The sequence below is a fragment of the Pseudomonas sp. LS1212 genome (assembly GCF_024741815.1).
Taxonomy (GTDB): Bacteria; Pseudomonadota; Gammaproteobacteria; order Pseudomonadales; family Pseudomonadaceae; genus Aquipseudomonas.
The window spans coordinates 1,477,910-1,501,185 of record NZ_CP102951.1 but is presented as its reverse complement, the minus strand read 5'-3'; the positions used below and the strand labels follow the sequence as shown (position 1 = coordinate 1,501,185).

The window sequence follows — 23,276 nt, the reverse complement described above, 5'->3', positions numbered from 1 at the left end:
CCCACTGCCGATAAAACATCCGGTTTTTGCAGAGAAAGCGCCCTCGGCATCGCAGGGAGGTGTGGCTGGAAACCGGATGAACAAACACCCTCACCGAAGGTGAAGGTGCGTCACATCGCGGGCAACGCTCGCCCTACCTGAATCTGGTGGCTTCTTTTTTCCGGGACAAACTCCAGTCAAATCAATTTCATCCCTTTCGACAGCCTTCCAGTGAAGTCACGACAGGGCCTGCCGGCGTTTAAAGTGACAATTTTTTGTCACCAGAGGCCCTACCATTCCATCCCCTTCGCTACTTCTCCGCCCTATGCTGCAAAAAACATTGAACTTTCCTGCTACCCGTGAAAGCCCCCTAAAGCTTCCTAAATCGGGTTGTAGGGTAAAGAACAGTGTCTCGGATTTCGGAGGGCACATAAGTTTTTTTTCGCATAACCCTTATGAGAAATTCTTCTTGGGTCGCGCAAAAGATGTTCTTAGCTCTGTTGTTACAAGCCTGAAACGGTTTGACCAGAATTTTCGTCATTTTTTTGGCGAATGCAGCGCACCATACGAATCAGGGAGATGTATTAATGCGCGTTTTGACCCCCATCTGCAGTGCGGTTCTATTCGCGATGGCCTGCGCTGAAGCACAAGCCATGTCGCTATCCCAAGCCATACAGAGCACCCTGGACAACCATCCTGAAATCCATGCCAACGTAAACAGCCGACTGTCTGCAGATGAGGAGGTGAAGGTAGCAAAAGGGGGCTACTACCCAAGCGTCGACCTGTTTGCCGGCTATGGCCGGGAAAGATCGGATAACCTGAACACTCGCGCCCTGGGGAACCACAACAAGGAAACACTGAACTACACCCAATCGGAACTGCGCTTGCGGCAAATGCTGTTCGACGGTTTCAACACGCCAAACGAGGTCGGCCGTACGGAAGCGGTGGTCAATTCGCGCGCGTACTATGTGCAAGCCACATCAGAAAGCCTGGCGCTGCGCACCATCGAGGTTTACCTGGAGGTGCTCAAGCGTCGCGAACTGGTGACTCTGGCCAAGAACAACCTGCAAGCGCATTTGCGCGTCAACGACCAGATCGGCCTGCGCAGCGAGCGTGGGGTGGGCAGCAACGCCGACCTGGACCAATCCAAGGCCCGTCGCGCCCTGGCCGAGAACAACTACTATACCGCCCAGGTCGACCTGGCAGACGCCGAGGCCAACTTTTTCAGCGTCACCGGGCGCATGCCCGATGAGTTGGAATCACCTGCCTCGATCAAGGGGGAAATACCCGTCGACCTTTCCGACGCACGCCAGGGCATGCTTGCAAACAACCCCTACCTGAAATCGGCCCAGGCTGATGTGCAGGCAGCCGAGAAACAATACGAAGTCGCCAAGTCGCCGTTCTACCCTCGCTTCGATGCAGAACTTGCAACGGGCGCCAACAACAACCTGCAAGGTGAAGAAGGCCACAACAACACCGACTGGCGTGCCGGCGTCGTGATGACCTACAACCTGTTCAAGGGCGGCAGCGACAAGGCCCGCCTGCAATCCGACGCGCACAAGATCAATCAGGCGATGGACATCCGCAACAATGCCCTGCGCCAGGTCAACGAAGACTTGTCACTGGCCTGGAATGCGATGAGCAACGCCAAGCTGCAAACCCCGACCGCCCGCGAATACGCCGAAACCTCCACCCGGGTACGCGCGGCCTACCAGGACCAGTTCGGCCTGGGTCAACGAACCCTGCTCGACCTGCTCGACAGCGAAAACGAGCTCTACAACGCCAACCGCCGCTATACGGAAGTCCGTTACATCGAGGAGTTCTCCATGTACCGGGTGCTGGCCAACATGGGCGAGCTGCTGAGCAAGCAGAAGGTCGTGCTGCCTGTCGAAGCCATTGCCAGTTCCGAAGTCAAAAGCGAAGCACGTCTGCCTGATATGAGATAACGCTGTACTGTGCTGGAGTAAGCCATTTTGACTAGCATGCAACCTGCAAGCTCTGTGCTGGATCCTCGCCTGAGCTTCGATGACCCGCTGCTCGATGGACTGCTGATCCTCTGCAAGCTACATGGTTGCACTGTCAGCCGGGCCAGCCTGAGCGCCGGCCTGCCGCTGGCGCAGCAGCGGCTGAGCCTCGAACTCCTGCCCCGCGCGGCCGCGCGCGCCGGCCTGCAGGCGCGGCTGCTGCGGCGTAACCTGCAAGCCATTTCCACGCTGAACCTGCCCGTCCTGCTACTGCTTGAGGGCGGCCGCTGCGCCGTGCTCAGACGCTGGGGCGATGACGGCCGGGCATTGATTCTGCCCTGTGAAGCCGAGGGCGGCGAGCAATGGGTCAGTCGCGAGGAACTGGCTGCTGCCTACAGCGGCCAGGCCCTGTTCGCCAGGCCCCGGCATGAACTGGAAGACTTGCGCACCCCGCTGATGCCACGGGTCGAAGCCTGGTTTCGCGATACCCTGAAATTGTCCCGCTGGCTCTACAGTGACGCCATTCTTGCCAGCCTGGCGATCAACCTGCTGGGCCTGATGGTGCCTCTGTTCGTGATGCAGACCTATGATCGGGTGGTGCCCAACCAGGCAACCTCGACTCTCTGGGTACTGGCGATCGGGCTGCTGATCGGCACTCTTTTCGAACTGATCCTGCGCGTGGTTCGCGCGCACTTGCTCGACCAGGCCGGCAAGAAAACCGACCTGATTCTCTCGGCCACACTCTTCGAGCGCATCACCGGCATGGCCATGAAGGCCCGCCCCGCCACCATTGGTGGCTTTGCGCAAAGCATCCACGACTTCCAGGGGCTACGTGAATTTCTCACGGCGGTGACCCTGACCAGCATCATCGACTTGCCGTTCGCGGTGCTCATGCTCGCCGTGATCGGCCTGCTCGGCGGCTGGCTGGTGGTCATCCCCTTGGTTGCGTTCCCGGTCACGATAATTTTCGCGATGCTGATCCAGGTCCGGCTGCGCGATACGGTACAAAAAAGCCTGAGCCTTGGCGCCCTGCGCCAGGCGCTGCTGATCGAAACCCTCGGCGGCCTGGAAACCCTCAAGGCCTGCAGCGCAGAGAGCGAGCGTCAGTATCAGTGGGAAACCACCCATGGGGCGCTGACCCGACTGGACAGCCACGCCCGCAACCTGTCGGCGCTGGCGACCAATGGCACGCTGTTCATCCAGCAGTTCTGCGGCATGGCGACCATCGTCGCCGGGGTCTACAGCATCATCGCCGGCAACCTCAGCGTCGGCGCACTGGTCGCCACTTACATGCTCGGCAGCCGCGTGCTCGCCCCGCTGGGGCAGATCGCCGGCCTGATCACGCGCTACCAGCAGGCGCAATTGACCATGCGCAGTACCGACGCGCTGATGGCCCTCCCCCAGGAGCGCGAGGCGCGCCAGCGGCCACTGGAACGCACGCAGCTGCAGGGTGCGCTGGAGGTCAGTCATGTCAGTTTTCGCTATGCCGGGCAAAACGCCCCGGCACTGGACAACCTCGCCTTCAGCATGAAGCCGGGCGAGCGTATCGGCATCATCGGCCGCAGCGGATCGGGCAAGAGCACACTGGCGCGGTTGATCATGGGTTTCTACGCCCCGGACGAAGGCCAGATCCTGCTCGACGGCCTGGACTTGCGCCAGTTGGATGTCGCCGACCTGCGCCAGCAAATCGGCTATGTCGCGCACGACCTGCCGCTGTTGGCCGGCAGCCTGCGTGACAACCTGACCCTGGGCGCCCGCTATGTCAGCGACGCACGGATGCTCGAAGTGGCCGAGATCACCGGCGTCAGTGAACTGGCGCGCCAGCATCCACAAGGCTTCGACCGGCCCGTGGGCGAGCGCGGGCAACTGCTTTCCGGCGGGCAACGCCAGGCCGTGCTGCTGGCCCGGGCCATGCTGCTGGAGCCACCGATCGTGTTGCTCGACGAACCGACCAGCCACATGGACAACAGCAGCGAAGACGCACTGCGCAAACGCCTGCATGGCTGGGTCCAGGGCAAGACGCTGCTGCTGGTCACTCACCGCACCTCCATGCTCAACCTGGTCGACCGCCTGGTGGTCATGGACAACGGCCGTATCGTTGCCGACGGCCCCAAGGAAGCGGTTATCGAAGCACTACGCAAGGGCCTCGTGGGCTCGGCAGTCTAGGAGTTGTGGCCATGTCAGCCAGCCAAGGGCTTCGCGGTTATTTCCACAGTTTTGGCAAAACCGCCGAAAGCGAATTCATGCCGGAGGTGACCGAGGCGGCCTTGCGGGATTCTCCCAGGCTTTCACGGATCACCGTCTGGCTCACCGCTGGATTGATCGTCGCGGCACTGGTCTGGGCCAAATATGCCGTGCTCGATGAAGTCACCATGGGTGAAGGCAAGGCGATTCCGTCGAGCAAGGTGCAGGTGATCCAGAACCTCGAGGGCGGTATCGTCACCGAGATCTTTGTCCGTGAAGGGCAAATGGTGAACAAGGGCGATACCTTGCTGCGCCTGGATGACACCCGTTTCCTTTCCAACAAGGGCGAAAGCGAAGCCGATCGCTATGCCCTCACGGCTCAGGTCGAGCGCCTCTCGGCAGAGGCCGAGGGCCGTCCCTTCAAGCTCTCCGACGAAGTGCGCAGCAAGGCCCCGCAAGTGGCCGAGGACGAACTTTCGCTGTATCAATCCCGGCAACGCCGCCTGAGCAGCGAGCAAAACACACTCAACGAGCAACTTCGGCAAAAAACCCAGGAGCTTGCCGAGTTTCGTTCAAAACAGGAACAGTATCGCTCAAGCCTTGGCCTGCTCCAGCAAGAGCTGAACATGTCGACCCCACTGGTGGGTACCGGGGCGATTTCACCGGTGGAGATACTTCGCTTGAAACGCAGCGCCGTGGAAGTCCGTGGTTCGATGGACGCCACCCGCCTGGCCATTCCACGCGCTGAAGCGGCAATCAACGAAATCAAAAGCAAGATCGAAGAATCGGAGCTGATCTTCCGCTCGGAAGCGGCCAAGGAACTCAACGAGAAACGCACCGAGCTGTCGAAAATCACCGCGACCAGCATTGCCATCGAAGACCGCGTCACCCGCACCACCGTGGTCTCGCCGGTGCACGGCATCATCAAGTTGCTCAAGGTCAACACCATTGGCGGCGTGGTCCAGCCGGGCAGTGACCTGGTGGAAATCGTACCGCTGGAAGACAACCTGCTGATCGAAGCCAAGGTCCGGCCACAGGACGTGGCGTTTCTGCACCCCGGCCAGCCGGCGATGGTCAAGTTCAGCGCCTACGACTACACCATCTACGGCGGCCTGAAAGCCAGGCTCGAACTGATCGGCGCCGATACCGTGACCGACGACAAGGGCAACAGCTTCTACCTGATCCAGGTGCGTACCGACAAAAACCACCTGGGCGGCGACAACAAGCCGTTGCTGATCATCCCGGGGATGACGGCGACTGTGGATATCATTACCGGGGAGAAGAGCGTGCTGGATTATTTGCTCAAGCCGGTGCTCAAGGCGCGGACGGAGGCGATGCGCGAGCGTTGAGATTCATGCAGGACCTCCAGGGCCCTATCGCTGGCAAGCCAGCTCCCACAGTGGTCAGTTGGGCGCCCGTAATTCCCTGTGGAAGCTGGCTTGCCAGCGATCGACCGCGCAGCGGTCGCAAAAAAATCACCGCAAATGATTCCGCTCGTAAGTCTCCTGCCCCATCGCCGCAATCTGCCCCTCAATCAACGCATCAAAAGGCCTTAACAGCGCCTCGAACGACGCAGGCGCCTCCAAAACTTCCAACGCCTGCACCACCGCCTCCAACGTCGACAATGCCCCCGGCCCCGGCGCCTTGCGCAGGCGATACCGTGAGGGCGATGCCTCGGCCAGGGTCACCCTGGGCAACGCCGCCAGCGCAGGATTCACATGCAACAACTTGCGCGCCTTGCGCCAGGTGCCATCGGGCACTACCAGCAACAGCGGCAAATCATTGGCGCGCCCGGCATAAGCCGCCAAAGGCTGCGCCTCATCGCCCGGAAACAGCAGGCGCGCCTGATAGCCAGGTTGATTGAGCAGGCTCGGCAGATCATCGAATACTTCCCCCACCCGCAATTCGGCATTACGCAAGCCCAACGCCGCGAGCCGGGCCGTGTTCAAGGCGTGACTGACTTCGCTGGGGTGCTGCAACAGCAACACCCGGGTGTGGCTGTCGAGCGAGGGGATCAACGGACAAAGGCAGTGGCCTTCGGGGCGCAGGCAGCGGCTGCAGTGGATTCTGGACATCGGGGTCTCCTGCTCAGAGGGTATTGAGCTGCGCCTTCAACAAATCACGAAAGGTCTGGATCAAGGGCTCCCGGCTACGCCCCCGCCGCACGATCATGGAAAACGGCGCCTGGTAACCGAAGGTCGCCGGTGACAGCACCCGCAGGTCGCCCTTGTCCGCCCAGGGCTGGGCATAGTGCTCGGGCAAGTAACCGATATAAGCCCCGGACAGCACCAGGATCAGTTGTGCCTCCATACTTTCCACGGTGGCGGCACTGTGCTTGAAGCCATGGCGCGCCAGTTCCGCCTGGCTCCAGTAACCACGGCCGACCATGCGCTGCTGGGTGATGACCTGCTCGGGGATACGCCGCTCGTTGAACAACGGATGACGGTTACTGCAATACAGCCAGTGCTGCTCGCGGTACAGCGGTTGATAGACCAGGCCGCTCATGCGGGTGGAAAAGGCACCGATGGCCAGGTCCAGGCGATTGTCCTGGACCCCCAGTTGCAGTTCATAAGGGCTTGAGACCGACAAGTGCAAGTGCACGGCCGGGTGCTCCTGACTGTAGGCGCCAATGGCCTCGGCGAAAGGCAGGGCGCGGTCGCTGACGGTCGAGTCGATCACGCCCAGGTTGAGCGTTCCGCGCAGTTCGCCCTTGAGTGCTGCCGCGTATTGCTCGAACCCCTCCATCTCGCCCATCAGCCGCAGGGTCTCCTGATGGAACAGCTCGCCCTTGCTGGTCAGGCTGAAACCACCGCGCCCGCGATGGCACAGCACGATGCCCAGGCTTGCCTCGAGCTGGCTCATGTAGGTACTGATCGCCGACGTCGACAGGTTGAGTTCCTGCTGGGCGTTGGCGAAGCCTTGATGGCGCACCACGCTGACGAAGATGCGCAGCAGTTTCAGGTCGGGCAGGGCATTGGCCATGGGGGTTTCCAGCACATCACAGGCAAGGGTATTTCGCTCAGTCTAACCATCTGCCGGGCAATAGTTTAGAAAAATATGAACTAAGTATTTGCCTGTAGCGATTCTTTCCAGGCACTACCTTTTGCAGAATCCACTGCAATGTACCCGTTCCAGCGTATTTCGGTTTCACCGACGCCCGGCTGAACAGGTTCAAACAACTAAAACAAACGATGAGGCCCTACCCGTGGACAAGATTCTTCACCAACCACTGGGCGGCAACGAAATGCCGCGCTTCGGCGGCATTGCCACCATGATGCGCCTGCCCCACCTGCAAACCGCTGCCGGCCTCGATGCCGCCTTTGTCGGGATTCCCCTGGACATCGGCACCTCGCTGCGCTCGGGCACTCGTTTCGGGCCGCGCCAGATCCGCGCCGAGTCGGTGATGATCCGTCCTTACAACATGGCCACCGGTGCCGCGCCGTTCGACTCGCTGTCGGTTGCCGACATCGGCGACGTGGCGATCAACACCTTCAACCTGCTCGACGCCGTGCGCATCATCGAAGAAGCCTACGACGAGATCGTCAAGCACAACGTCATCCCGTTGACCCTGGGCGGTGACCACACCATCACCCTGCCAATCCTGCGCGCACTGCACAAGAAGCACGGCAAGATCGGCCTGGTTCACATCGACGCCCACGCCGACGTCAACGATCACATGTTCGGCGAGAAAATCGCCCACGGCACCACCTTCCGCCGCGCGGTAGAGGAAGGCCTGCTGGACTGCGACCGTGTCGTACAAATCGGCCTGCGCGCCCAGGGCTACACCGCCGAAGACTTCAACTGGAGCCGCAACCAGGGCTTTCGCGTGGTCCAGGCCGAAGAGTGCTGGCACAAATCCCTGGCGCCATTGATGGCTGAAGTTCGCGAGAAAGTCGGCGGCGGCCCGGTTTACCTGAGCTTCGACATCGACGGTATCGACCCGGCCTGGGCACCAGGTACCGGCACCCCGGAAATCGGCGGCCTGACCACTATCCAGGCGATCGAAATCGTGCGTGGCTGCCAGGGCCTGGACCTGATCGGTTGCGATCTGGTCGAAGTTTCCCCGCCTTACGACACCACCGGCAACACCTCGCTGCTGGGCGCCAACCTGCTGTACGAAATGCTCTGCGTACTGCCTGGCGTAGCCCATCGCTGAGGCGCCAACATGAACGACCGTGATCAGGTATTGCAGGCTGCCAGGGACTTGGTAACAGCCTTCGCCAACAACGATCGTGAAGCTTACTTCGGCGCTTTCAGCGCCGATGCAAGCTTTGTGTTCTACACCCTCGAGCAACCTCTTCTGTCACGCGATGCCTACCAGGCGTTGTGGGACAGCTGGCGGCTGGAGGAAGGCTTCGAAGTGCTGTCGTGCATTTCGAGCAACGCGTTCGTCAGCCTGCAGGGTGACGTGGCGATTTTCATCCATGACGTGGCCACCGAGCTGCGCATGCAAGGGGAGCTGTGCTTTAGCCAGGAGCGCGAAACCATCGTGTTTCGAAGGCACCAACAGGGCCGATGGCTGGCCTGCCACGAACACTTGTCTGCCGCACCCCAGGCGCAGACGACCCCTTAGCCGACGACGCGTTCATCGACACGACGCAACAAATGATCGGAGCAGACCATGAATAAAAACAACAATGCACAAAACATAAGCAACATCGAAACCTTCGGGGTCGAACAGATTCCCGACCATGAACGGACCGCTCGTCCCAGCGATCTGTTTCGCATGATTTTCGGCGGCGCCAACACCTTCGCCACCGCAGTACTGGGGAGCTTCCCGGTACTGTTCGGCCTGTCCTTTCAGGCTGGCGTGGCGGCGATCGTGCTGGGCGTGCTGGTGGGTGCGCTGATCCTGGCGCCCATGGGCCTGTTCGGGCCGATCAACGGCACCAACAATGCCGTTTCTTCGGGTGCGCATTTCGGCGTGCATGGCCGCATCGTCGGTTCGTTCCTGTCGCTGCTGACCGCAATCGCCTTCTTCTCCCTGTCGGTCTGGAGTTCGGGCGACGCACTGATCGGCGGGGCCAAGCGGCTCATCGGCCTGCCGGAGAACGATCTCACCCTGGGCCTGGCCTATGGCTTGTTCGCGGTGCTGGTCCTGACCGTGTGCATCTACGGCTTTCGCTTCCTGCTGTGGGTCAACAAGGTCGCGGTGTGGAGCGCCAGCCTGTTGTTCCTGCTGGGTATCTTCGCCTTTTCCGGGCCCTTCGACGTCAACTTCGCCGGCACCTTGAGTCTCGGCCAGGAAGGCTTCTGGGCCGCGTTCATCGGTGCTGCGCTGGTGGCCATGAGCAACCCGATTTCGTTCGGTGCATTCCTTGGTGACTGGTCCCGCTACATCCCGCGTGAAGCGTCCAAGGGGCGCATCCTGTCGGCGGTGATCCTGGCGCAAGTCGCCACCCTGCTGCCGTTCCTGTTCGGCCTGGCCACCGCCACCATCGTGGCAATCCAGGCACCGGACTACATTGCTGCGAACAACTATGTCGGCGGGCTGCTGGCGGTATCGCCCACCTGGTTCTTCCTGCCGGTGTGCCTGATTGCGGTGATCGGCGGCATGTCTACCGGCACCACTTCGCTGTATGGCACGGGCCTGGACATGTCCAGCGTGTTTCCGCGGGTACTGTCGCGGGTCAAGGCAACCTTGCTGATTGGCGTGATGTCGATTGCGTTCATCTTCATCGGCCGCTTCGCCGCCAACCTGGTGCAAAGCGTGTCCACCTTCGCCGTGCTGATCATCACCTGCACCACCCCGTGGATGGTGATCATGCTGATCGGCTTGCTGGTTCGTCGTGGCTTCTACTGCCCCGACGACCTGCAGGTGTTCACCCGTGGCGAAAAAGGCGGACGCTACTGGTTCAAGCACGGCTGGAACTGGCGCGGCATGGGTGCCTGGATCCCGAGCGCACTGGTGGGCCTGCTCTTCGTCAACCTGCCGGGACAGTTCGTCGGCCCGCTGGGCAACCTGGCGCAAGGCATCGACATCAGCCTGCCGGTGACCCTGGGCCTGGCCGCGCTGCTGTACCTGGCACTGCTCAACCTGTTTCCAGAAGCGGCGGCCGTTTACGGACCGAACGATCCCCGCAGCAAAAACACAGCAACACTCGATAAAGCCGATCTGCAATCTGCTGCCTGACCTGAATTGATGAACGACCCGCGACCTGGGCAAGCCCTGGTCGGGGGATCGATCTCGCCATAAAAAAGACAATTGGAGACCTTCAATGGCCCTGGATATATTCGTCGTACTGATCTATGCCGCCGGCATGCTATTGCTCGGCTGGTACGGCATGCGCAAGGCAAAATCCCACGAAGACTACCTGGTTGCCGGTCGCAACCTGGGCCCAAGCCTGTACATGGGCACCATGGCTGCCACCGTGCTGGGCGGTGCCTCCACCGTCGGTACCGTGCGCCTGGGCTATGTCCACGGCATTTCCGGCTTCTGGCTGTGCGCGGCCCTGGGCCTGGGCATCGTTGCCCTGAACCTGTTCATGGCCAAGCCCCTGCTCAAGCTGAAGATCTTCACCGTGACCCAGGTGCTTGAACAGCGCTACAACCCGATGGCCCGCCAGGCCAGTGCGGTGATCATGCTGGCCTATGCCCTGATGATCGGCGTGACCTCGACCCTGGCCATCGGTACCGTGCTGCAAGTGCTGTTCGACCTGCCATTCTGGATGTCGGTCCTGCTGGGTGGTGGCGTGGTTGTGGTGTATTCGACCATTGGCGGCATGTGGTCGCTGACCCTGACTGACATCGTTCAGTTCATCATCAAGACCGTCGGCCTGATGTTCATCCTGTTGCCGATCTGCCTGTACCGTGTCGGCGGCTGGGACGAACTGGTGGCCAAGCTGCCTGCCAGCAGCTTCAACTTCGCCACCATCGGCTACGACACCATCATCACCTACTTCCTGATCTACTTCTTCGGGATCCTGATCGGCCAGGACATCTGGCAGCGCGTGTTCACCGCCCGTGACGAGAAAGTCGCCAAGTACGCCGGCACCACCGCAGGCATCTACTGCATCATCTACGGCCTGGCTTGCGCCCTGATCGGCATGGCTGCCCACGTTCTGCTGCCTGACCTGGACAACGCCAACAACGCCTTCGCTGCCATCGTCAAAGCCACCCTGCCGGACGGCATCCGTGGCCTGGTCATCGCCGCTGCCCTGGCAGCCATGATGTCGACCGCCAGTGCCGGCCTGCTGGCTGCCTCCACCGTACTGACCGAAGACCTGCTGCCCAAGCTGCGTGGCGGCAAGCAGTCGAGCCTGGCGATCAACCGCCTGTTCACGCTGCTGACCGGTATTGCCGTACTCGGTATCGCCCTGGTGGTGAACGACGTGATCAGCGCCCTGACCCTGGCCTACAACCTGCTGGTTGGCGGCATGCTGGTTCCTTTGATCGGTGCGATCTTCTGGAAGCGCGCGACGACCGCCGCCGCCATCACCAGCATGGCACTGGGCTTCGTCACTGCCCTGGTGTTCATGTTCAAGGATGGCCTGGAAGCCAACACCCCGATCTACTACAGCCTGGCTGTAGCCCTGATCAGCTTCGTCGCGGTGACCCTTCTGTCTCCTCGCCCAGCCCCTGCTGCAAAACTGGCTTAAGCTTGCCTCTACCGCTGCGTCACGCTTGACGCAGCGGTTTTTTGGCCTTTGAAGGATCGCCCAGGCTCGGGAGGATCATGAACAGGTCACGTATCAGTAAAACAGTCCACGACTTCATCGCCACCTATCTGGGCGATGACCACGAATTCGATGATGATGTCAGCCTGCAGGCCCTGGGCCTGGACAAGAAAGACATCGAGGAATTGATCTTCCGCCTGGAGGATGAACTCGGATTGACCGCCATCACCTTCCAGGAAGACGAGTTGCTCAAGCGCGCCGTCACGGCCAACGACTTGTGCCGCTTCCTGCAGCAAATCTCCCGACAATAGAGCGTGTCATCCATGAAAATCGTCAGCCGCGACCAATGGTTTGAAGTCAAGACCATGAGCGATGGTGTGCGCTTGATCCATGAGCCGTATATCCGCCCCTTCTACCGCTGCAACCTCTGGCACGTCCAGGGCCGCGATCGCGATGTGCTGGTCGACAGCGGTTCTGGCCTGGTCAGCCTGCGCGAGCAGTTGCCCTGGCTGACCGAGCGGCCCCTGCTGGCAGTGGCCAGCCATACTCATTTCGACCATATCGCCGGCCACCATGAGTTTGCCGAACGACTGGTGCATCCCAATGAGGCCGGCATTCTTGCCGCCCCGGATGGCGACAACACGCTGTCGCGTGCCTTTGTCGGCGACGACATGTTCGAGGCCCATCCGGATTGCCCGTTGTGCTATGCCGAATATCGGGTAAAGGCCGCCCCGGCCACGCGCTTGATCGAAGAAGGCGATGTGCTCGACCTGGGCGATCGAGTGCTGCAAGTGCTGCATACGCCAGGCCACTCGCCCGGCGGTATCAGCCTCTGGGAAGCCGCCACCGGCACCTTGTTCAGTGGCGATATCATCTATGACGGGCCGCTGATCGAAGACGCCTACCACTCCAACGTGCAGCACTATGCCGCAAGCCTTGAGCGCTTGCGGCAATTACCCATTCGTACAGTGCATGGCGGGCACTTCCCGAGTTTTTCGGGCGAACGCCTGCGCGAGATGATCGACGCCTGGCTGCGCTCGCATTGAGCAGCAGCTGCGCCGTTGGTGGGGACCGGATCGGTTACCGGCGTGGCTGACGCTGACGTTTCTCTTCATCAGGCGGGATCGGAACCGGTTGCAGCGGTGGCGCAATCAAACCCAGCGCCACGGCCAGATCATGAAGCCAGTTGAAAAGTCTGCTGTTCATAAAGCCCCCTTAAGGGTCATTCCGAGCGACGAGTGTTCTATTCGTCGCTTCTAGTTGATCATAGCCCCAAGTCACGATTTTCGCATGTTCTTGAGCGCGGCTATTGGTCGCAGCGTTGATTTGGGTCAAGCGCCTTCTCGCCAGCTTTATTGTCTGATGCGGGCTGGTCGTGGCCGGCACCTTGCTGACGCGACCACTCACTGCCCCAGCAGCGAGCGCAAGCGACGGCGCAACCATTGCTCTGCGCTGACCAGGGTGATGCCCAGCAACACCAGCACCGCGCCAATCACGAAGTTCACACTCAGGGGTTCACCCAACAGGAGAACCCCGAAGGTCACGCCAAACAAGGGCGTAATGAAGGAGAACACCGCCAGGTTCGAGGCCAGGTAACGGCGCATCAGCCAGAACCAGGTCAGGTAACTGAAGAAGGAGACGATCAGGCCCTGGAACAGCACGCTGGATACGGCCACGGTGGTCAGCGTCACGTGGGTGACCTGCCCCGTCGCGACAGCGATCAACAGCAGGCCGACAAAACCGACCAGCAATTGGTAGAACAGGGTCAGGGTCGCCGGCGCGTCGGACAAGCGCGAGGCCCGCACCACCACCGTGGTTGCCCCCCAAGCCATGCCAGCCATCACGCCCAAGGCATCGCCCATGAGCATTTTCGCGTCAACGGTGTCCAGCGACATACCCCCCGCAAAGGCGATGACGATACCGGCGAACGCCAGGGCGATGCCCAGCCACTGCGGCGTGCGCAGGCGCTCGCTCGGCAACGTGAAGTGCAGGCCCAGGGCGGTGAACATTGGTGCGGTGTAGAGAAACACCGACATGTGCGCAGCCGAAGTGAGCTGCAGCCCTTCGGCAATCAGCAAGAACTCCAGGGCAAACAGGCCGCCGGCCAGCAACCCGGCACGCCAGGTGCTGCCCAACTGGTCCCAGCCACCGCGCCAACACAGCAATAGCCCAACCAGCAAAGCCGCGATCCCCGACCGCGCCATGGCCTGCATGACCGGCGCGATATCCGGCGCCGCCCACTTGATCATCACTTGCTGCAGGCCCCAGATCAGGCACAATCCCAGCATCACCTGCAGGGCAAACGCATCGGTATTCTGGCGTGGCGCACTCATCGCGCGCCTGCCCACATCAAAAGGTTCATGGCAGCTTCCCGGCATCAAGTTCACACGCGTCGGAGCGATCTCCTTCGCAATTCGTTAGCTAGCTGCCGAAGATTATCAACCAAACAGCCAGCAAAGCATGCACTTAAAACGTCAGTCGCTGCCTGCACCGCGACTTCAGGCAATTTGTGGCCTGGATGCCAGTCCATCAAAAGTCGCGGTGTCCAGGGCGTCGGCCTGCTCATCAAGCAGCTGACGAGGGTGGTCATTGCCCGGAATACTGCTGTCGATCAGGCTGAGCAGGCTGGACCCACGCAGGGTCAGGATGTAATTCTCGCCGTTGCCGCCCTCTCCCTCCGGACGCGGCTCGATATAACCGCGCAGGAGCAGCAGCTTTTCATACTCGCCAGCAATGGTCTTCAAGTGATCGAGATTGCCAACCGCCTCGCCCATCGCCGCTTTCGCGGCCTCATGCTGTTCGGCATAAGCTCGGGGTTTAAAACTATGGCCGGCGCCGTTCTGCACTTCGTGAAGCAAGCGTTCGATGAAATCCCAGTTGTAAGTCGTCATCCGCGTCAACCTCTGTAAGTGGCCTACATAGGTTGTGACCGGATCGCGCGGCGGCCGTTCAACGCTGAACTTTTGCGCGGCTTTGCCCCTCAACCGACTACCTTCGCCGACCATGAAAACGCTGTTGAGTGTCACCGTCGCCGCAACCTTGCTGTTCGCCCTGCCAGCGATGAGGCCCAGCCAGACAACAAAAAACCCGGAACAAGTCCGGGTTTTCATATCTCCATCAGACCTTATTCAGCAGCCGGCGCCGCCGGCTTGCGCCGCTTGAGCGGGGCCATGCCGTCCTGGCTGACCAGGGCCGGGGCGTCCGACTTCGGACGGTTGGCGCTCTTGCGCTTGGTCGGGGTCTTGGCGGCGGCTTTCTTGTCGGTCTTCTTGTCGGTCTTTTTCTTCTTCACACCGACTGCCTTGCCCGACGCCTTGACCTTCTTCGGCCCGCTGTAGGTGCCTTTGACTTCCTTGATGACCCGACGCTCGAAACGCTGCTTGAGGTAGCGCTCGATGCTCGACATCAGGTTCCAGTCGCCGTGAGTGATCAGCGAGATGGCCAGGCCTTCGTTGCCGGCCCGGCCGGTACGACCGATACGGTGCACGTACTCATCGCCGCTGCGTGGCATTTCGAAGTTGATGACCAGGTCCAGGCCATCCACGTCCAGCCCGCGCGCCGCGACATCGGTTGCCACCAGGATCTTCACCCCGCCTTGCTTGAGGCGGTCGATGGCCAGTTTGCGGTCCTTCTGGTCCTTGTCACCGTGCAGGACAAACGCCTTGTATTCCTGCGCCACCAGGCGCCCGTACAGGCGGTCGGCCATGGCCCGGGTGTTGGTGAAGACGATGGCCTTCTGGTAGGTCTCGTTGGCCAGCAGCCAGTTGAGGATCTGCTCCTTGTGAACGTTGTGGTCCGCGGTGATGATCTGCTGGCGGGTGCCTTCGTTGAGCTGGCTGACGCTGTTGATCAGCAGGTGCTCCGGATTGTTCAGCACCTTGCCGATCATCTCGCGCAAGCCGGCGCCGCCGGTGGTCGCGGAGAACAACAGGGTCTGCTGACGGTGCTTGCTCTCGTCGCACAGGCGCTGGACGTCTTCGGCAAAGCCCATGTCGAGCATGCGGTCGGCTTCATCGAGCACCAGCACTTCGACTTCGTTCAAATCCAGGGTGCCGGCATTGAGGTGCTCGAGCAGACGACCGGGCGTACCGATGAGGATATCCGGCACCTTGCGCAGCATGGCGGCCTGCACCTTGAAGTCTTCGCCGCCGGTGATCAGGCCGGACTTGATGAAGGTGAACTGGGAAAACCGCTCGACTTCCTTGAGGGTTTGCTGGGCCAGCTCACGAGTCGGCAGCAGGATCAGCGCACGAATGGTCACGCGGACCTTGGCCGGGCCGATCAGGCGGTTGAGGATCGGCAAGACAAAAGCGGCGGTCTTGCCGCTGCCGGTCTGCGCCGTCACCCGCAGGTCACGTCCCTGCAGCGCCAGCGGAAGTGCCGCTACCTGCACAGGCGTTGGCTCGACAAATTTAAGCTCGGCCACGGCTTTGAGCAGGCGTTCGTGCAGGGCGAATTGGGAAAACACGGGTGTTACCTCGGCGAAGTACATAAATTCAACTGCATAGCGTAACGGTTTGCGACGCAATAGCCGAATATCTTTACGCCTTTATTGTCATCTCGGTCTGAAATACTGCGGTAAAAAGTCGCCAGGGGCTCAGCCGGTTGGCTTTTTGACCGACCAATGGGCTCTAATCGCTTTTTTTCATCCAACTTCAGGAAACCGGCCTCGACGCATGGATATTCAACAGTTATGGCTCGGCGCCCAGGACCTCTTCGGCGCCCTCGACAAACACCCCATCCTGCATGCGGGCCTGGGCCTTTGCCTGCTGCTGGTCATCGCCCTGCTGTTGGGTCGCGCCTCGCGCTACCTGATCATCCATGGTGTGAAGCTGTTGTCCCGGCAGCCGGCCCTGCATTGGTGCCAGGACCTGCTGCAGAACAAAGTATTCCATCGCCTGGCGCAAATCACGCCGTCGCTGGTGGTGCAGTTCGGCCTCAACCTGGTACCGGAGCTAAGTGCCAAGGCCAGCCACTTTCTCGGCAACCTGGCCCTGGCCTTCACCATCCTGTTCCTGCTCCTGGCCCTGAGCGCCCTGCTCAACGCCCTGCTGGATATCTACGCCCGCACCCGTCATGCCCGCACGCGCTCGATCAAGGGCTATGTGCAACTGGCGAAGATGGTGATTTACATCTTCGGCGCCATCATCATCGTCGCGACCCTGATCGACCGCTCGCCGCTGTTGCTGCTTTCAGGCCTGGGTGCCATGTCGGCGGTGATACTGCTGGTCTACAAGGACACCCTGCTGTCCTTCGTCGCCAGCGTGCAGTTGACCAGCAACGACATGCTGCGCGTTGGCGACTGGATCGAAATGCCCCAGGTCGGGGCCGATGGCGACGTAGTGGACATCACCCTGCATACGGTCAAGGTGCAGAACTTCGACAAGACAATCGTTTCGATTCCGACCTGGCGCTTGATGTCCGAGTCATTCAAGAACTGGCGCGGCATGCAGCAGTCCGGCGGACGCCGGATCAAGCGCAGCCTGTTCATCGACGCCAGCAGCGTGCGCTTCATTTCCGACGCCGAAGAACAGCGCCTGTCCCAGGTCCGCCTGCTGACCGACTACATGGCCCGCAAGACGGCCGAACTGCGCAGCTGGAACGAGGCTCAGGGCAATGTCGCCAGCCTCTCGGCCAACCGCCGACGCATGACCAATATCGGCACCTTCCGTGCCTATGCGCTGGCGTACCTCAAGAGCCACCCCGAGATCCAGCCGAACATGACCTGCATGGTCCGCCAGATGCAGACCACCGCCCAGGGTGTGCCGCTGGAGATCTACTGCTTTACCCGCACCACGGTGTGGGCCGATTACGAACGGATCCAGGGCGATATCTTCGACTATTTGCTGGCCGTGTTGCCGGAGTTCGGCCTGAACCTCTACCAGCAACCCAGCGGTACCGACCTGCGCGCGGGCCTGCTACGCGCGCCCATGGTCGAGCAAAGCCGGGCGCCGGCTACCGAGCCGGCTGATCCATAGGGAGGCCAGGATCACCAAGGCGCCGATGAACAACCGGCCCAGCGGTTCGTGCTGATTCCAGAACAGCACCTGGCCGGCGGTGTAGGTGAAGCTTATCGCGGGCAAGCGGAACGCCCCCGCAGTGGGCGCAAAAAAGCCCGATCAATGCAGAGGTCGACCGGGCAGACACACCCAAGGAGCAACAGGTGTCAGGGGGAAAGTCTGTGTCGCGTCAGGTTCAGGCCACCTCGGCCAGCATCGCCTTGGCCTGGTTCAAGCCCTTATCGTGGAAGTCCCCCCCCATGTTCAAACCTTCGGCATGGATGAAGCTGACGTCATGGATGCCGATGAAGCCCATCACCTGACGCAGGTAGGGTTCCTGGTGGTCGCTGGCGCTGCCGGCATAGATCCCGCCGCGGGCGGTCAGCACGTAGGCACGCTTGCCGGTCAGCAGGCCCTGGGGGCCGGTGTCGGTGTACTTGAAGGTCACGCCGGCGCGCAGTACATGGTCCAACCAGGCCTTCAGGGTGCTGGGGATGGCGAAGTTGTACATCGGTGCAGCCAGGACCAGCACGTCCGCAGCCAGGACTTCGTCGGTCAGTTCGTTGGAGCGTTGCAGCGCCTCGAGTTCAGGGGCCGTGCGCTGGTCCTGCGGCTTCATCCAGCCACCGAGCAGGTTGGCGTCCAGGTGCGGCACCGGATTGACGGCCAGATCACGAACAGTGATCTGATCGGCCGGATGGGCGGCTTGCCATTGGCTGATAAATTGCTGGGTCAACTGACGCGAGATCGAGTCTTGCTGACGGGCACTGCTTTCGATGATCAGGACACGGGACATTGGGTTAACTCCATCGGGTGGGGTAAGTCGATGGAGTGAAGGTTACTCATGGCCAAATCGATTAAAAAGCGCAAAAAACAGGTTAAACATATCAAATAAGTTGTTTTATCGAGGCGATGCTCTAACCTGACAGTCGGGCCTGCCAGGTGTCCGAGTCAGACGGGTTTGCAGTCCAGCTTGATGCGCAGCTTGATAATGCTGCGGTTGAATTTGGCGGTGACATCCTTGCTCTGCTTCGCCGGAATCTGTACTCGGCGCGTGCGCGGCGTTTCCGGTCCATTGGTGAAGACGACCTTGCACTGGGCGGCCACGTCACCATAGTTGTTCAGGGTGATGGAGCCGATGTCGTAGTCAGTATCGTAGGCGGTGTAATCGATTTTCACGCCGTCCAGCTTCTTCTCTACATCGATGGGATAGGCCAGAACCGTCATCGGCAACAGCGCCAGCAATGCAACACAACACTTTTTCATACGGCAGACTCCATGAAGGACCGCCAGCTTAGGACAAGAGGAGGCGATGATGAAAGCGCCACGCGTTACCCTGGAACAATGGCGAACATTGCAGGCGGTCGTCGATCACGGCGGCTTCGCCCAGGCCGCTGAAGCGCTGCACCGCTCCCAATCCTCGGTGAGCTACACCGTGGCGCGCATGCAGGACCAACTGGGTGTGCCCCTGCTGCGTATCGATGGCCGCAAGGCGGTCCTGACCGAAGCCGGTGGCGTGCTGTTGCGCCGTTCGCGGCAACTGGTCAAGCAGGCCAGCCAGCTGGAAGACCTGGCCCATCACATGGAGCAAGGCTGGGAGGCCGAGGTCCGGCTGGTGGTCGACGCCGCTTACCCCAATGCCCGTCTGGTGCGAGCCTTGTCCGCATTCATGCCGCAGAGCCGCGGCTGCCGGGTGCGCCTGCGCGAGGAGGTGCTGTCGGGCGTCGAGGAAGTATTGCTCGAAGGCGTCGCGGACCTGGCCATCAGCGGGTTCAATATTCCCGGCTACCTGGGCACCGAGATGAGTGCCGTCGAGTTCGTTGCCGTGGCGCACCCCGAACACGCCCTGCACCGCCTGCAGCGAGAGCTGAACTTCCAGGACCTGGAAAGCCAGCTGCAAGTGGTGATCCGCGACTCCGGTCGCCAGCAGCCGCGCGACGTCGGCTGGCTGGGTGCCGAGCAACGCTGGACGGTGGGCAGCCTGGCCACCGCCGCGTCCTTCGTCAGTAGCGGCCTGGGCTTTGCCTGGTTGCCGCGCCACCTGATCGAACGTGAACTCAGGGAGGGCGTGCTCAAGGTGCTACCTTTGGATCAGGGTGGCAGCCGTCACCCGCTGTTCTATCTGTACTCGAACAAGGACAAACCGTTGGGGCCGGCCACTCAGATTCTGATCGAGTTGCTGCGCACCTTCGATACCGCGCCGCTGGATGTTCCCTTCGCGGCCCCTCAACAAGCCTGACAGGTACGTCACCGATGGCCTACTTCGAACACGATGGATGCTCGCTGCATTATGAGGAATACGGCCAGGGTGACCCACTGGTGCTGGTTCACGGGCTGGGTTCAAGTTGCCAGGACTGGGAATACCAGGTCCCGGCCCTGGCCGAGCATTACCGGGTCATCCTCGTGGATGTGCGCGGCCACGGCCGCTCCGACAAACCCCGCGAGCGTTATAGCATCGCCGGCTTCAGCGCGGATCTGATCGCGTTGTTCGAACACCTGAACCTGGGGCCGGTGCATCTGGTCGGGCTGTCCATGGGCGGCATGATCGGTTTTCAGACCGCCGTGGATCACCCCGCCCTGCTGCGCAGCCTGTGCATCGTCAACAGCGCGCCCGAAGTCAAGTTGCGCAGCCCCGATGACTACCTGCAATGGGCCAAGCGCTGGGGCCTGGCCCGACTGCTGAGCCCGGCCACCGTCGGCAAGGCGCTGGGCGCAAAACTCTTTCCCAAGCCCGGGCAAACCGAGCTGCGTCAAAAAATGGCCGAGCGCTGGGCCAGGAACGACAAGCGCGCCTACGCCGCCAGTTTCGACGCCATCGTCGGCTGGGGCGTGCGGGAACGGCTGTCGCGCATTACCTGTCCTACCCTGATCATCAGTGCCGACCGCGACTACACCCCGGTCGCCCTGAAAGAACAGTACACGGCCCTGATCCCGAACGCGCGACTGGCGGTGATCGCCGATTCGCGGCACGCTACCCCACTGGACCAACCGCAAACCTTCAACCAGACCCTGCTGCAGTTTCTGGCAGCAGTTCCAACCTCCACCAAGGATCATTGAGTCTATGCTGAAAAAAATTCTCCTCGCCGCAGGCAGTGTCATGTTCGCAACCAGCCTGATGGCAGCTCCCGCGCCTCACGTGGTACTGGACACCAGCTTCGGCAAGATCGAAATCGAACTGGACCCGGTCAAGGCGCCGATCACCACCAGGAACTTCCTCGAGTACGTGGATAGCGGCTTTTACTCCAACACCATTTTCCACCGGGTGATTCCGGGCTTCATGGCCCAGGGCGGCGGCTTCACTGCGCAGATGCAACAAAAAGATACCAAAGACCCGATCAAGAACGAGGCCAGCAATGGCCTGAAAAACGTACGCGGCACGCTGTCGATGGCCCGTACTTCAAACCCCGACTCGGCCACCAGCCAGTTTTTCATCAATGTGGCCGACAACGAGTTCCTCAACCCGGGCCGCGACGCCGGTTACGCCGTCTTCGCCAAAGTTGTAAGCGGCATGGACGTGGTCGATAACATCGTGAATTCGCAGACCACCAACAAGCAAGGCATGCAAAACGTACCGATCGACCCAATCCTGATAAAGTCCGCCAAGCGCAAGGAATAAGCGCTGGCAACAGGACCGGTCACCTCACACAGGAGAGGTCGTACTCATGCTGTACCGTCGTTTCGAGCAGTTGATCGATATTTTCCGCGATGCTCCGACGGCGGCCCCTCCGAGCACGGTCCTGCCGTTCTACCTGTATTACCTGCGCCAGGTCTGGCCGAGCTTCGCCGCGTTGCTGGTGGTCGGCCTGATCGGCGCCCTCATTGAAGTGGCGCTGTTCAGCTACCTGAGCCGCATCATCGACCTGACCCAGGGCACGCCCAACACCCGGTTTTTCAGCGAGCACGGCGGCGAACTGCTGTGGATGCTGGTGGTGGCGCTGGTGCTGCGGCCGATCTTCGTCGGCCTGCACGATCTGCTGGTGCACCAGACCATCAGCCCGGGAATGACCAGCATGATCCGCTGGCAGAACCACAGCTATGTGCTCAAACAAAGCCTGAATTTCTTCCAGAACGACTTCGCCGGGCGCATCGCCCAGCGCATCATGCAAACCGGCAACTCATTGCGCGATTCGGCGGTGCAGGCGGTCGACGCGCTCTGGCACGTCCTGATCTACGCCATCAGCTCCCTGGTGCTGTTCGCCGAGGCCGACTGGCGCTTGATGATTCCCTTGCTCAGCTGGATCGCCTGCTACATCGGCACGCTTTACTACTTCGTGCCACGGGTCAAGGCCCGCTCGGTGATCTCCTCCGATGCGCGCTCCAAGCTGATGGGGCGCATCGTCGACGGCTATACCAACATCGCCACGTTGAAGCTGTTCGCCCATACCCACTCCGAACAGCAGTACGCCCGCGAGGCCATCACCGAGCAGACCGAGAAAACCCAACTGGCCGCCCGGGTCGTCACCAGCATGGACGTGGTCGTCACCAGCCTCAACGGCCTGTTGATCGCCACCACCACGGGGCTGGCGCTGTGGCTCTGGACCCAGTCGCTGATCAGCGTCGGCGCCATCGCCCTGGCCACCGGCCTGGTGATTCGCATCGTCAACATGTCCGGCTGGATCATGTGGGTGGTCAACGGCATTTTCGAGAACATTGGCATGGTCCAGGACGGCCTGCAGACCATCGCCCAGCCGGTCAGCGTCACCGACCGCCAGGATGCGCCACGCTTGAAGGTCGATCGCGGGGCCGTGCGCTTCGAGAATGTCGACTTTCACTATGGCAAGGGCAACCGGATCATCAGTGGCCTGACCCTGGACATCCGTCCTGGCGAGAAGATCGGCCTGATCGGCCCCTCGGGCGCCGGCAAGTCGACCCTGGTCAACCTGCTGTTGCGCCTGTACGACCTGGAGGGCGGACGCATCCTGATCGATGGCCAGGATATTGCCCAGGTCACCCAGGAAAGCCTGCGCGAACAGATCGGCATGATCACCCAGGACACCTCGCTGCTGCACCGTTCGATCCGCGAGAACCTGCTCTACGGCAAACCCGGCGCCAGCGATGAAGAGCTCTGGGAGGCGGTACGCAAGGCCCGCGCCGATGAGTTCATCCCGCAGCTTTCCGACGCCCAGGGCCGTACCGGCTTCGATGCCCATGTGGGCGAGCGCGGGGTCAAATTGTCGGGCGGTCAACGGCAGCGGATCGCCATTGCCCGGGTATTGCTCAAGAATGCGCCGATCCTGATCATGGACGAGGCCACCTCGGCCCTGGACTCAGAAGTCGAAGCGGCCATCCAGGAGAGCCTGGAAACCCTGATGCAGGGCAAGACGGTGATCGCGATTGCCCACCGGCTGTCGACCATCGCGCGGATGGACCGGCTGGTGGTGCTGGAGAAAGGTCGTATTGCCGAAAGCGGGAGCCATACCGAACTGCTGGCCCATCAGGGATTGTATGCGCGGTTGTGGCATCACCAGACGGGTGGGTTTGTGGGGATTGATTGAGGCCCTGCGACCGCTCCGCGGTCGATCGCTGGCAAGCCA

22 protein-coding genes are annotated in these 23,276 nt (G+C 61.2%); 14 read left to right on the top strand and 8 right to left on the bottom strand.

Annotated features, from left to right (window positions below):
* Positions 1 to 566 precede the first annotated feature (566 nt).
* The 3 genes from NVV94_RS07020 to NVV94_RS07010 are packed head-to-tail and all read left to right on the top strand — an operon-like array spanning position 567 to position 5,476.
* Entirely contained in the window at positions 567 to 1,925 is a 1,359-nt protein-coding gene (locus NVV94_RS07020) for a TolC family outer membrane protein (RefSeq protein ID WP_258446498.1), read from the top strand.
* 36 nt (positions 1,926 to 1,961) lie between these two features.
* Positions 1,962 to 4,109 (top strand): type I secretion system permease/ATPase, encoded by a 2,148-nt coding sequence (locus NVV94_RS07015; protein WP_408733482.1) that lies wholly within the window; start codon positions 1,962 to 1,964, stop codon positions 4,107 to 4,109.
* Positions 4,110 to 4,120: 11 nt separating this feature from the next.
* Complete coding sequence (locus NVV94_RS07010) at positions 4,121 to 5,476, top strand: HlyD family type I secretion periplasmic adaptor subunit (RefSeq protein WP_258446496.1); 1,356 nt, start codon at positions 4,121 to 4,123, stop codon at positions 5,474 to 5,476.
* Between the two features lie 126 nt (positions 5,477 to 5,602).
* On the opposite strand, the gene NVV94_RS07005 is transcribed toward NVV94_RS07010, so the two are convergent.
* Positions 5,603 to 6,202, bottom strand: coding sequence for a tRNA-uridine aminocarboxypropyltransferase (locus NVV94_RS07005; RefSeq protein ID WP_258446495.1), 600 nt, complete (start codon positions 6,200 to 6,202; stop codon positions 5,603 to 5,605).
* 13 nt (positions 6,203 to 6,215) lie between these two features.
* Positions 6,216 to 7,109, bottom strand: a complete 894-nt coding sequence (locus NVV94_RS07000) for a LysR family transcriptional regulator (protein WP_258446494.1) — start codon at positions 7,107 to 7,109, stop codon at positions 6,216 to 6,218.
* A 223-nt stretch (positions 7,110 to 7,332) separates the two neighbouring features.
* On the opposite strand from NVV94_RS07000, the gene speB reads away from it, so the two are divergent.
* The 6 genes from speB to NVV94_RS06970 all read left to right on the top strand — a co-directional run bounded on the left by speB (position 7,333) and on the right by NVV94_RS06970 (position 12,789).
* Complete coding sequence (speB, locus tag NVV94_RS06995; protein WP_258446493.1) at positions 7,333 to 8,283, top strand: agmatinase; 951 nt, start codon at positions 7,333 to 7,335, stop codon at positions 8,281 to 8,283.
* 9 nt (positions 8,284 to 8,292) lie between these two features.
* Positions 8,293 to 8,700 (top strand): nuclear transport factor 2 family protein, encoded by a 408-nt coding sequence (locus NVV94_RS06990; protein WP_258446492.1) that lies wholly within the window; start codon positions 8,293 to 8,295, stop codon positions 8,698 to 8,700.
* 48 nt (positions 8,701 to 8,748) lie between these two features.
* Positions 8,749 to 10,260 carry a cytosine permease gene (locus tag NVV94_RS06985; protein ID WP_258446491.1) on the top strand — a complete coding sequence of 504 codons (1,512 nt, stop codon included), beginning with the start codon at positions 8,749 to 8,751 and terminating at the stop codon, positions 10,258 to 10,260.
* 85 nt (positions 10,261 to 10,345) lie between these two features.
* Positions 10,346 to 11,725 (top strand): sodium:solute symporter, encoded by a 1,380-nt coding sequence (locus NVV94_RS06980; protein WP_258446490.1) that lies wholly within the window; start codon positions 10,346 to 10,348, stop codon positions 11,723 to 11,725.
* Positions 11,726 to 11,802: 77 nt separating this feature from the next.
* Positions 11,803 to 12,054 (top strand): acyl carrier protein, encoded by a 252-nt coding sequence (locus NVV94_RS06975; RefSeq protein WP_258446489.1) that lies wholly within the window; start codon positions 11,803 to 11,805, stop codon positions 12,052 to 12,054.
* Between the two features lie 12 nt (positions 12,055 to 12,066).
* Positions 12,067 to 12,789, top strand: a complete 723-nt coding sequence (locus NVV94_RS06970) for an MBL fold metallo-hydrolase (RefSeq protein WP_258446488.1) — start codon at positions 12,067 to 12,069, stop codon at positions 12,787 to 12,789.
* Positions 12,790 to 12,823: 34 nt separating this feature from the next.
* Here NVV94_RS06970 and NVV94_RS06965 read toward each other — a convergent pair whose 3' ends face one another.
* The 4 genes from NVV94_RS06965 to NVV94_RS06950 form a co-directional block, all read right to left on the bottom strand.
* A complete protein-coding gene (locus NVV94_RS06965) occupies positions 12,824 to 12,949 on the bottom strand; it encodes a PA1414 family protein (RefSeq protein ID WP_258446487.1) in 126 nt (41 codons plus the stop codon).
* A gap of 197 nt (positions 12,950 to 13,146) precedes the next feature.
* Entirely contained in the window at positions 13,147 to 14,076 is a 930-nt protein-coding gene (locus tag NVV94_RS06960; protein ID WP_258446486.1) for a DMT family transporter, read from the bottom strand.
* A 165-nt stretch (positions 14,077 to 14,241) separates the two neighbouring features.
* Entirely contained in the window at positions 14,242 to 14,634 is a 393-nt protein-coding gene (locus NVV94_RS06955) for a transcriptional regulator (protein ID WP_258447638.1), read from the bottom strand.
* 233 nt (positions 14,635 to 14,867) lie between these two features.
* A complete protein-coding gene (locus NVV94_RS06950) occupies positions 14,868 to 16,211 on the bottom strand; it encodes a DEAD/DEAH box helicase (protein WP_258446485.1) in 1,344 nt (447 codons plus the stop codon).
* Between the two features lie 208 nt (positions 16,212 to 16,419).
* Here NVV94_RS06950 and NVV94_RS06945 point away from each other — a divergent pair, with 208 nt between their 5' ends.
* Positions 16,420 to 17,721: a mechanosensitive ion channel family protein gene (locus NVV94_RS06945; RefSeq protein WP_258446484.1), complete on the top strand. Its 1,302-nt coding sequence runs from the start codon at positions 16,420 to 16,422 to the stop codon at positions 17,719 to 17,721.
* A 217-nt stretch (positions 17,722 to 17,938) separates the two neighbouring features.
* Here NVV94_RS06945 and NVV94_RS06940 read toward each other — a convergent pair whose 3' ends face one another.
* Both NVV94_RS06940 and NVV94_RS06935 read right to left on the bottom strand, forming a co-directional pair.
* Entirely contained in the window at positions 17,939 to 18,538 is a 600-nt protein-coding gene (locus tag NVV94_RS06940; RefSeq protein ID WP_258446483.1) for an FMN-dependent NADH-azoreductase, read from the bottom strand.
* 155 nt (positions 18,539 to 18,693) lie between these two features.
* Positions 18,694 to 19,008 carry a 3-phosphoglycerate kinase gene (locus NVV94_RS06935; protein WP_258446482.1) on the bottom strand — a complete coding sequence of 105 codons (315 nt, stop codon included), beginning with the start codon at positions 19,006 to 19,008 and terminating at the stop codon, positions 18,694 to 18,696.
* 49 nt (positions 19,009 to 19,057) lie between these two features.
* Here NVV94_RS06935 and NVV94_RS06930 point away from each other — a divergent pair, with 49 nt between their 5' ends.
* The 4 genes from NVV94_RS06930 to NVV94_RS06915 are packed head-to-tail and all read left to right on the top strand — an operon-like array spanning position 19,058 to position 23,237.
* On the top strand, positions 19,058 to 19,981 hold the full coding sequence (locus tag NVV94_RS06930; RefSeq protein WP_258447637.1) for a LysR family transcriptional regulator: 924 nt from the start codon (positions 19,058 to 19,060) through the stop codon (positions 19,979 to 19,981).
* 14 nt (positions 19,982 to 19,995) lie between these two features.
* Positions 19,996 to 20,799, top strand: coding sequence for an alpha/beta fold hydrolase (locus tag NVV94_RS06925; protein WP_258446481.1), 804 nt, complete (start codon positions 19,996 to 19,998; stop codon positions 20,797 to 20,799).
* A 4-nt stretch (positions 20,800 to 20,803) separates the two neighbouring features.
* The gene (locus NVV94_RS06920) at positions 20,804 to 21,358 is read left to right on the top strand and encodes a peptidylprolyl isomerase (RefSeq protein WP_258446480.1); all 555 of its coding nucleotides are present in this window, start codon (positions 20,804 to 20,806) and stop codon (positions 21,356 to 21,358) included.
* Positions 21,359 to 21,404: 46 nt separating this feature from the next.
* Complete coding sequence (locus NVV94_RS06915) at positions 21,405 to 23,237, top strand: ABC transporter ATP-binding protein (protein ID WP_258446479.1); 1,833 nt, start codon at positions 21,405 to 21,407, stop codon at positions 23,235 to 23,237.
* Positions 23,238 to 23,276: the final 39 nt, after the last annotated feature.

Excerpts from the sequence above, each read along its gene's own strand:
- NVV94_RS07020 (WP_258446498.1), top strand. The coding sequence starts at position 567 with ATGCGCGTTTTGACCCCCATCTGCAGTGCGGTTCTATTCGCGATGGCC.
- NVV94_RS07015 (WP_408733482.1), top strand. The coding sequence starts at position 1,962 with ATGCAACCTGCAAGCTCTGTGCTGGATCCTCGCCTGAGCTTCGATGAC.
- NVV94_RS07010 (WP_258446496.1), top strand. The coding sequence starts at position 4,121 with ATGTCAGCCAGCCAAGGGCTTCGCGGTTATTTCCACAGTTTTGGCAAA.
- NVV94_RS07005 (WP_258446495.1), bottom strand. The coding sequence starts at position 6,202 with ATGTCCAGAATCCACTGCAGCCGCTGCCTGCGCCCCGAAGGCCACTGC.
- NVV94_RS07000 (WP_258446494.1), bottom strand. The coding sequence starts at position 7,109 with ATGGCCAATGCCCTGCCCGACCTGAAACTGCTGCGCATCTTCGTCAGC.
- NVV94_RS06990 (WP_258446492.1), top strand. The coding sequence starts at position 8,293 with ATGAACGACCGTGATCAGGTATTGCAGGCTGCCAGGGACTTGGTAACA.
- NVV94_RS06985 (WP_258446491.1), top strand. The coding sequence starts at position 8,749 with ATGAATAAAAACAACAATGCACAAAACATAAGCAACATCGAAACCTTC.
- NVV94_RS06980 (WP_258446490.1), top strand. The coding sequence starts at position 10,346 with ATGGCCCTGGATATATTCGTCGTACTGATCTATGCCGCCGGCATGCTA.
- NVV94_RS06975 (WP_258446489.1), top strand. The coding sequence starts at position 11,803 with ATGAACAGGTCACGTATCAGTAAAACAGTCCACGACTTCATCGCCACC.
- NVV94_RS06970 (WP_258446488.1), top strand. The coding sequence starts at position 12,067 with ATGAAAATCGTCAGCCGCGACCAATGGTTTGAAGTCAAGACCATGAGC.
- NVV94_RS06965 (WP_258446487.1), bottom strand. The coding sequence starts at position 12,949 with ATGAACAGCAGACTTTTCAACTGGCTTCATGATCTGGCCGTGGCGCTG.
- NVV94_RS06960 (WP_258446486.1), bottom strand. The coding sequence starts at position 14,076 with ATGAGTGCGCCACGCCAGAATACCGATGCGTTTGCCCTGCAGGTGATG.
- NVV94_RS06955 (WP_258447638.1), bottom strand. The coding sequence starts at position 14,634 with ATGACGACTTACAACTGGGATTTCATCGAACGCTTGCTTCACGAAGTG.
- NVV94_RS06945 (WP_258446484.1), top strand. The coding sequence starts at position 16,420 with ATGGATATTCAACAGTTATGGCTCGGCGCCCAGGACCTCTTCGGCGCC.
- NVV94_RS06940 (WP_258446483.1), bottom strand. The coding sequence starts at position 18,538 with ATGTCCCGTGTCCTGATCATCGAAAGCAGTGCCCGTCAGCAAGACTCG.
- NVV94_RS06935 (WP_258446482.1), bottom strand. The coding sequence starts at position 19,008 with ATGAAAAAGTGTTGTGTTGCATTGCTGGCGCTGTTGCCGATGACGGTT.
- NVV94_RS06930 (WP_258447637.1), top strand. The coding sequence starts at position 19,058 with ATGAAAGCGCCACGCGTTACCCTGGAACAATGGCGAACATTGCAGGCG.
- NVV94_RS06925 (WP_258446481.1), top strand. The coding sequence starts at position 19,996 with ATGGCCTACTTCGAACACGATGGATGCTCGCTGCATTATGAGGAATAC.
- NVV94_RS06920 (WP_258446480.1), top strand. The coding sequence starts at position 20,804 with ATGCTGAAAAAAATTCTCCTCGCCGCAGGCAGTGTCATGTTCGCAACC.
- NVV94_RS06915 (WP_258446479.1), top strand. The coding sequence starts at position 21,405 with ATGCTGTACCGTCGTTTCGAGCAGTTGATCGATATTTTCCGCGATGCT.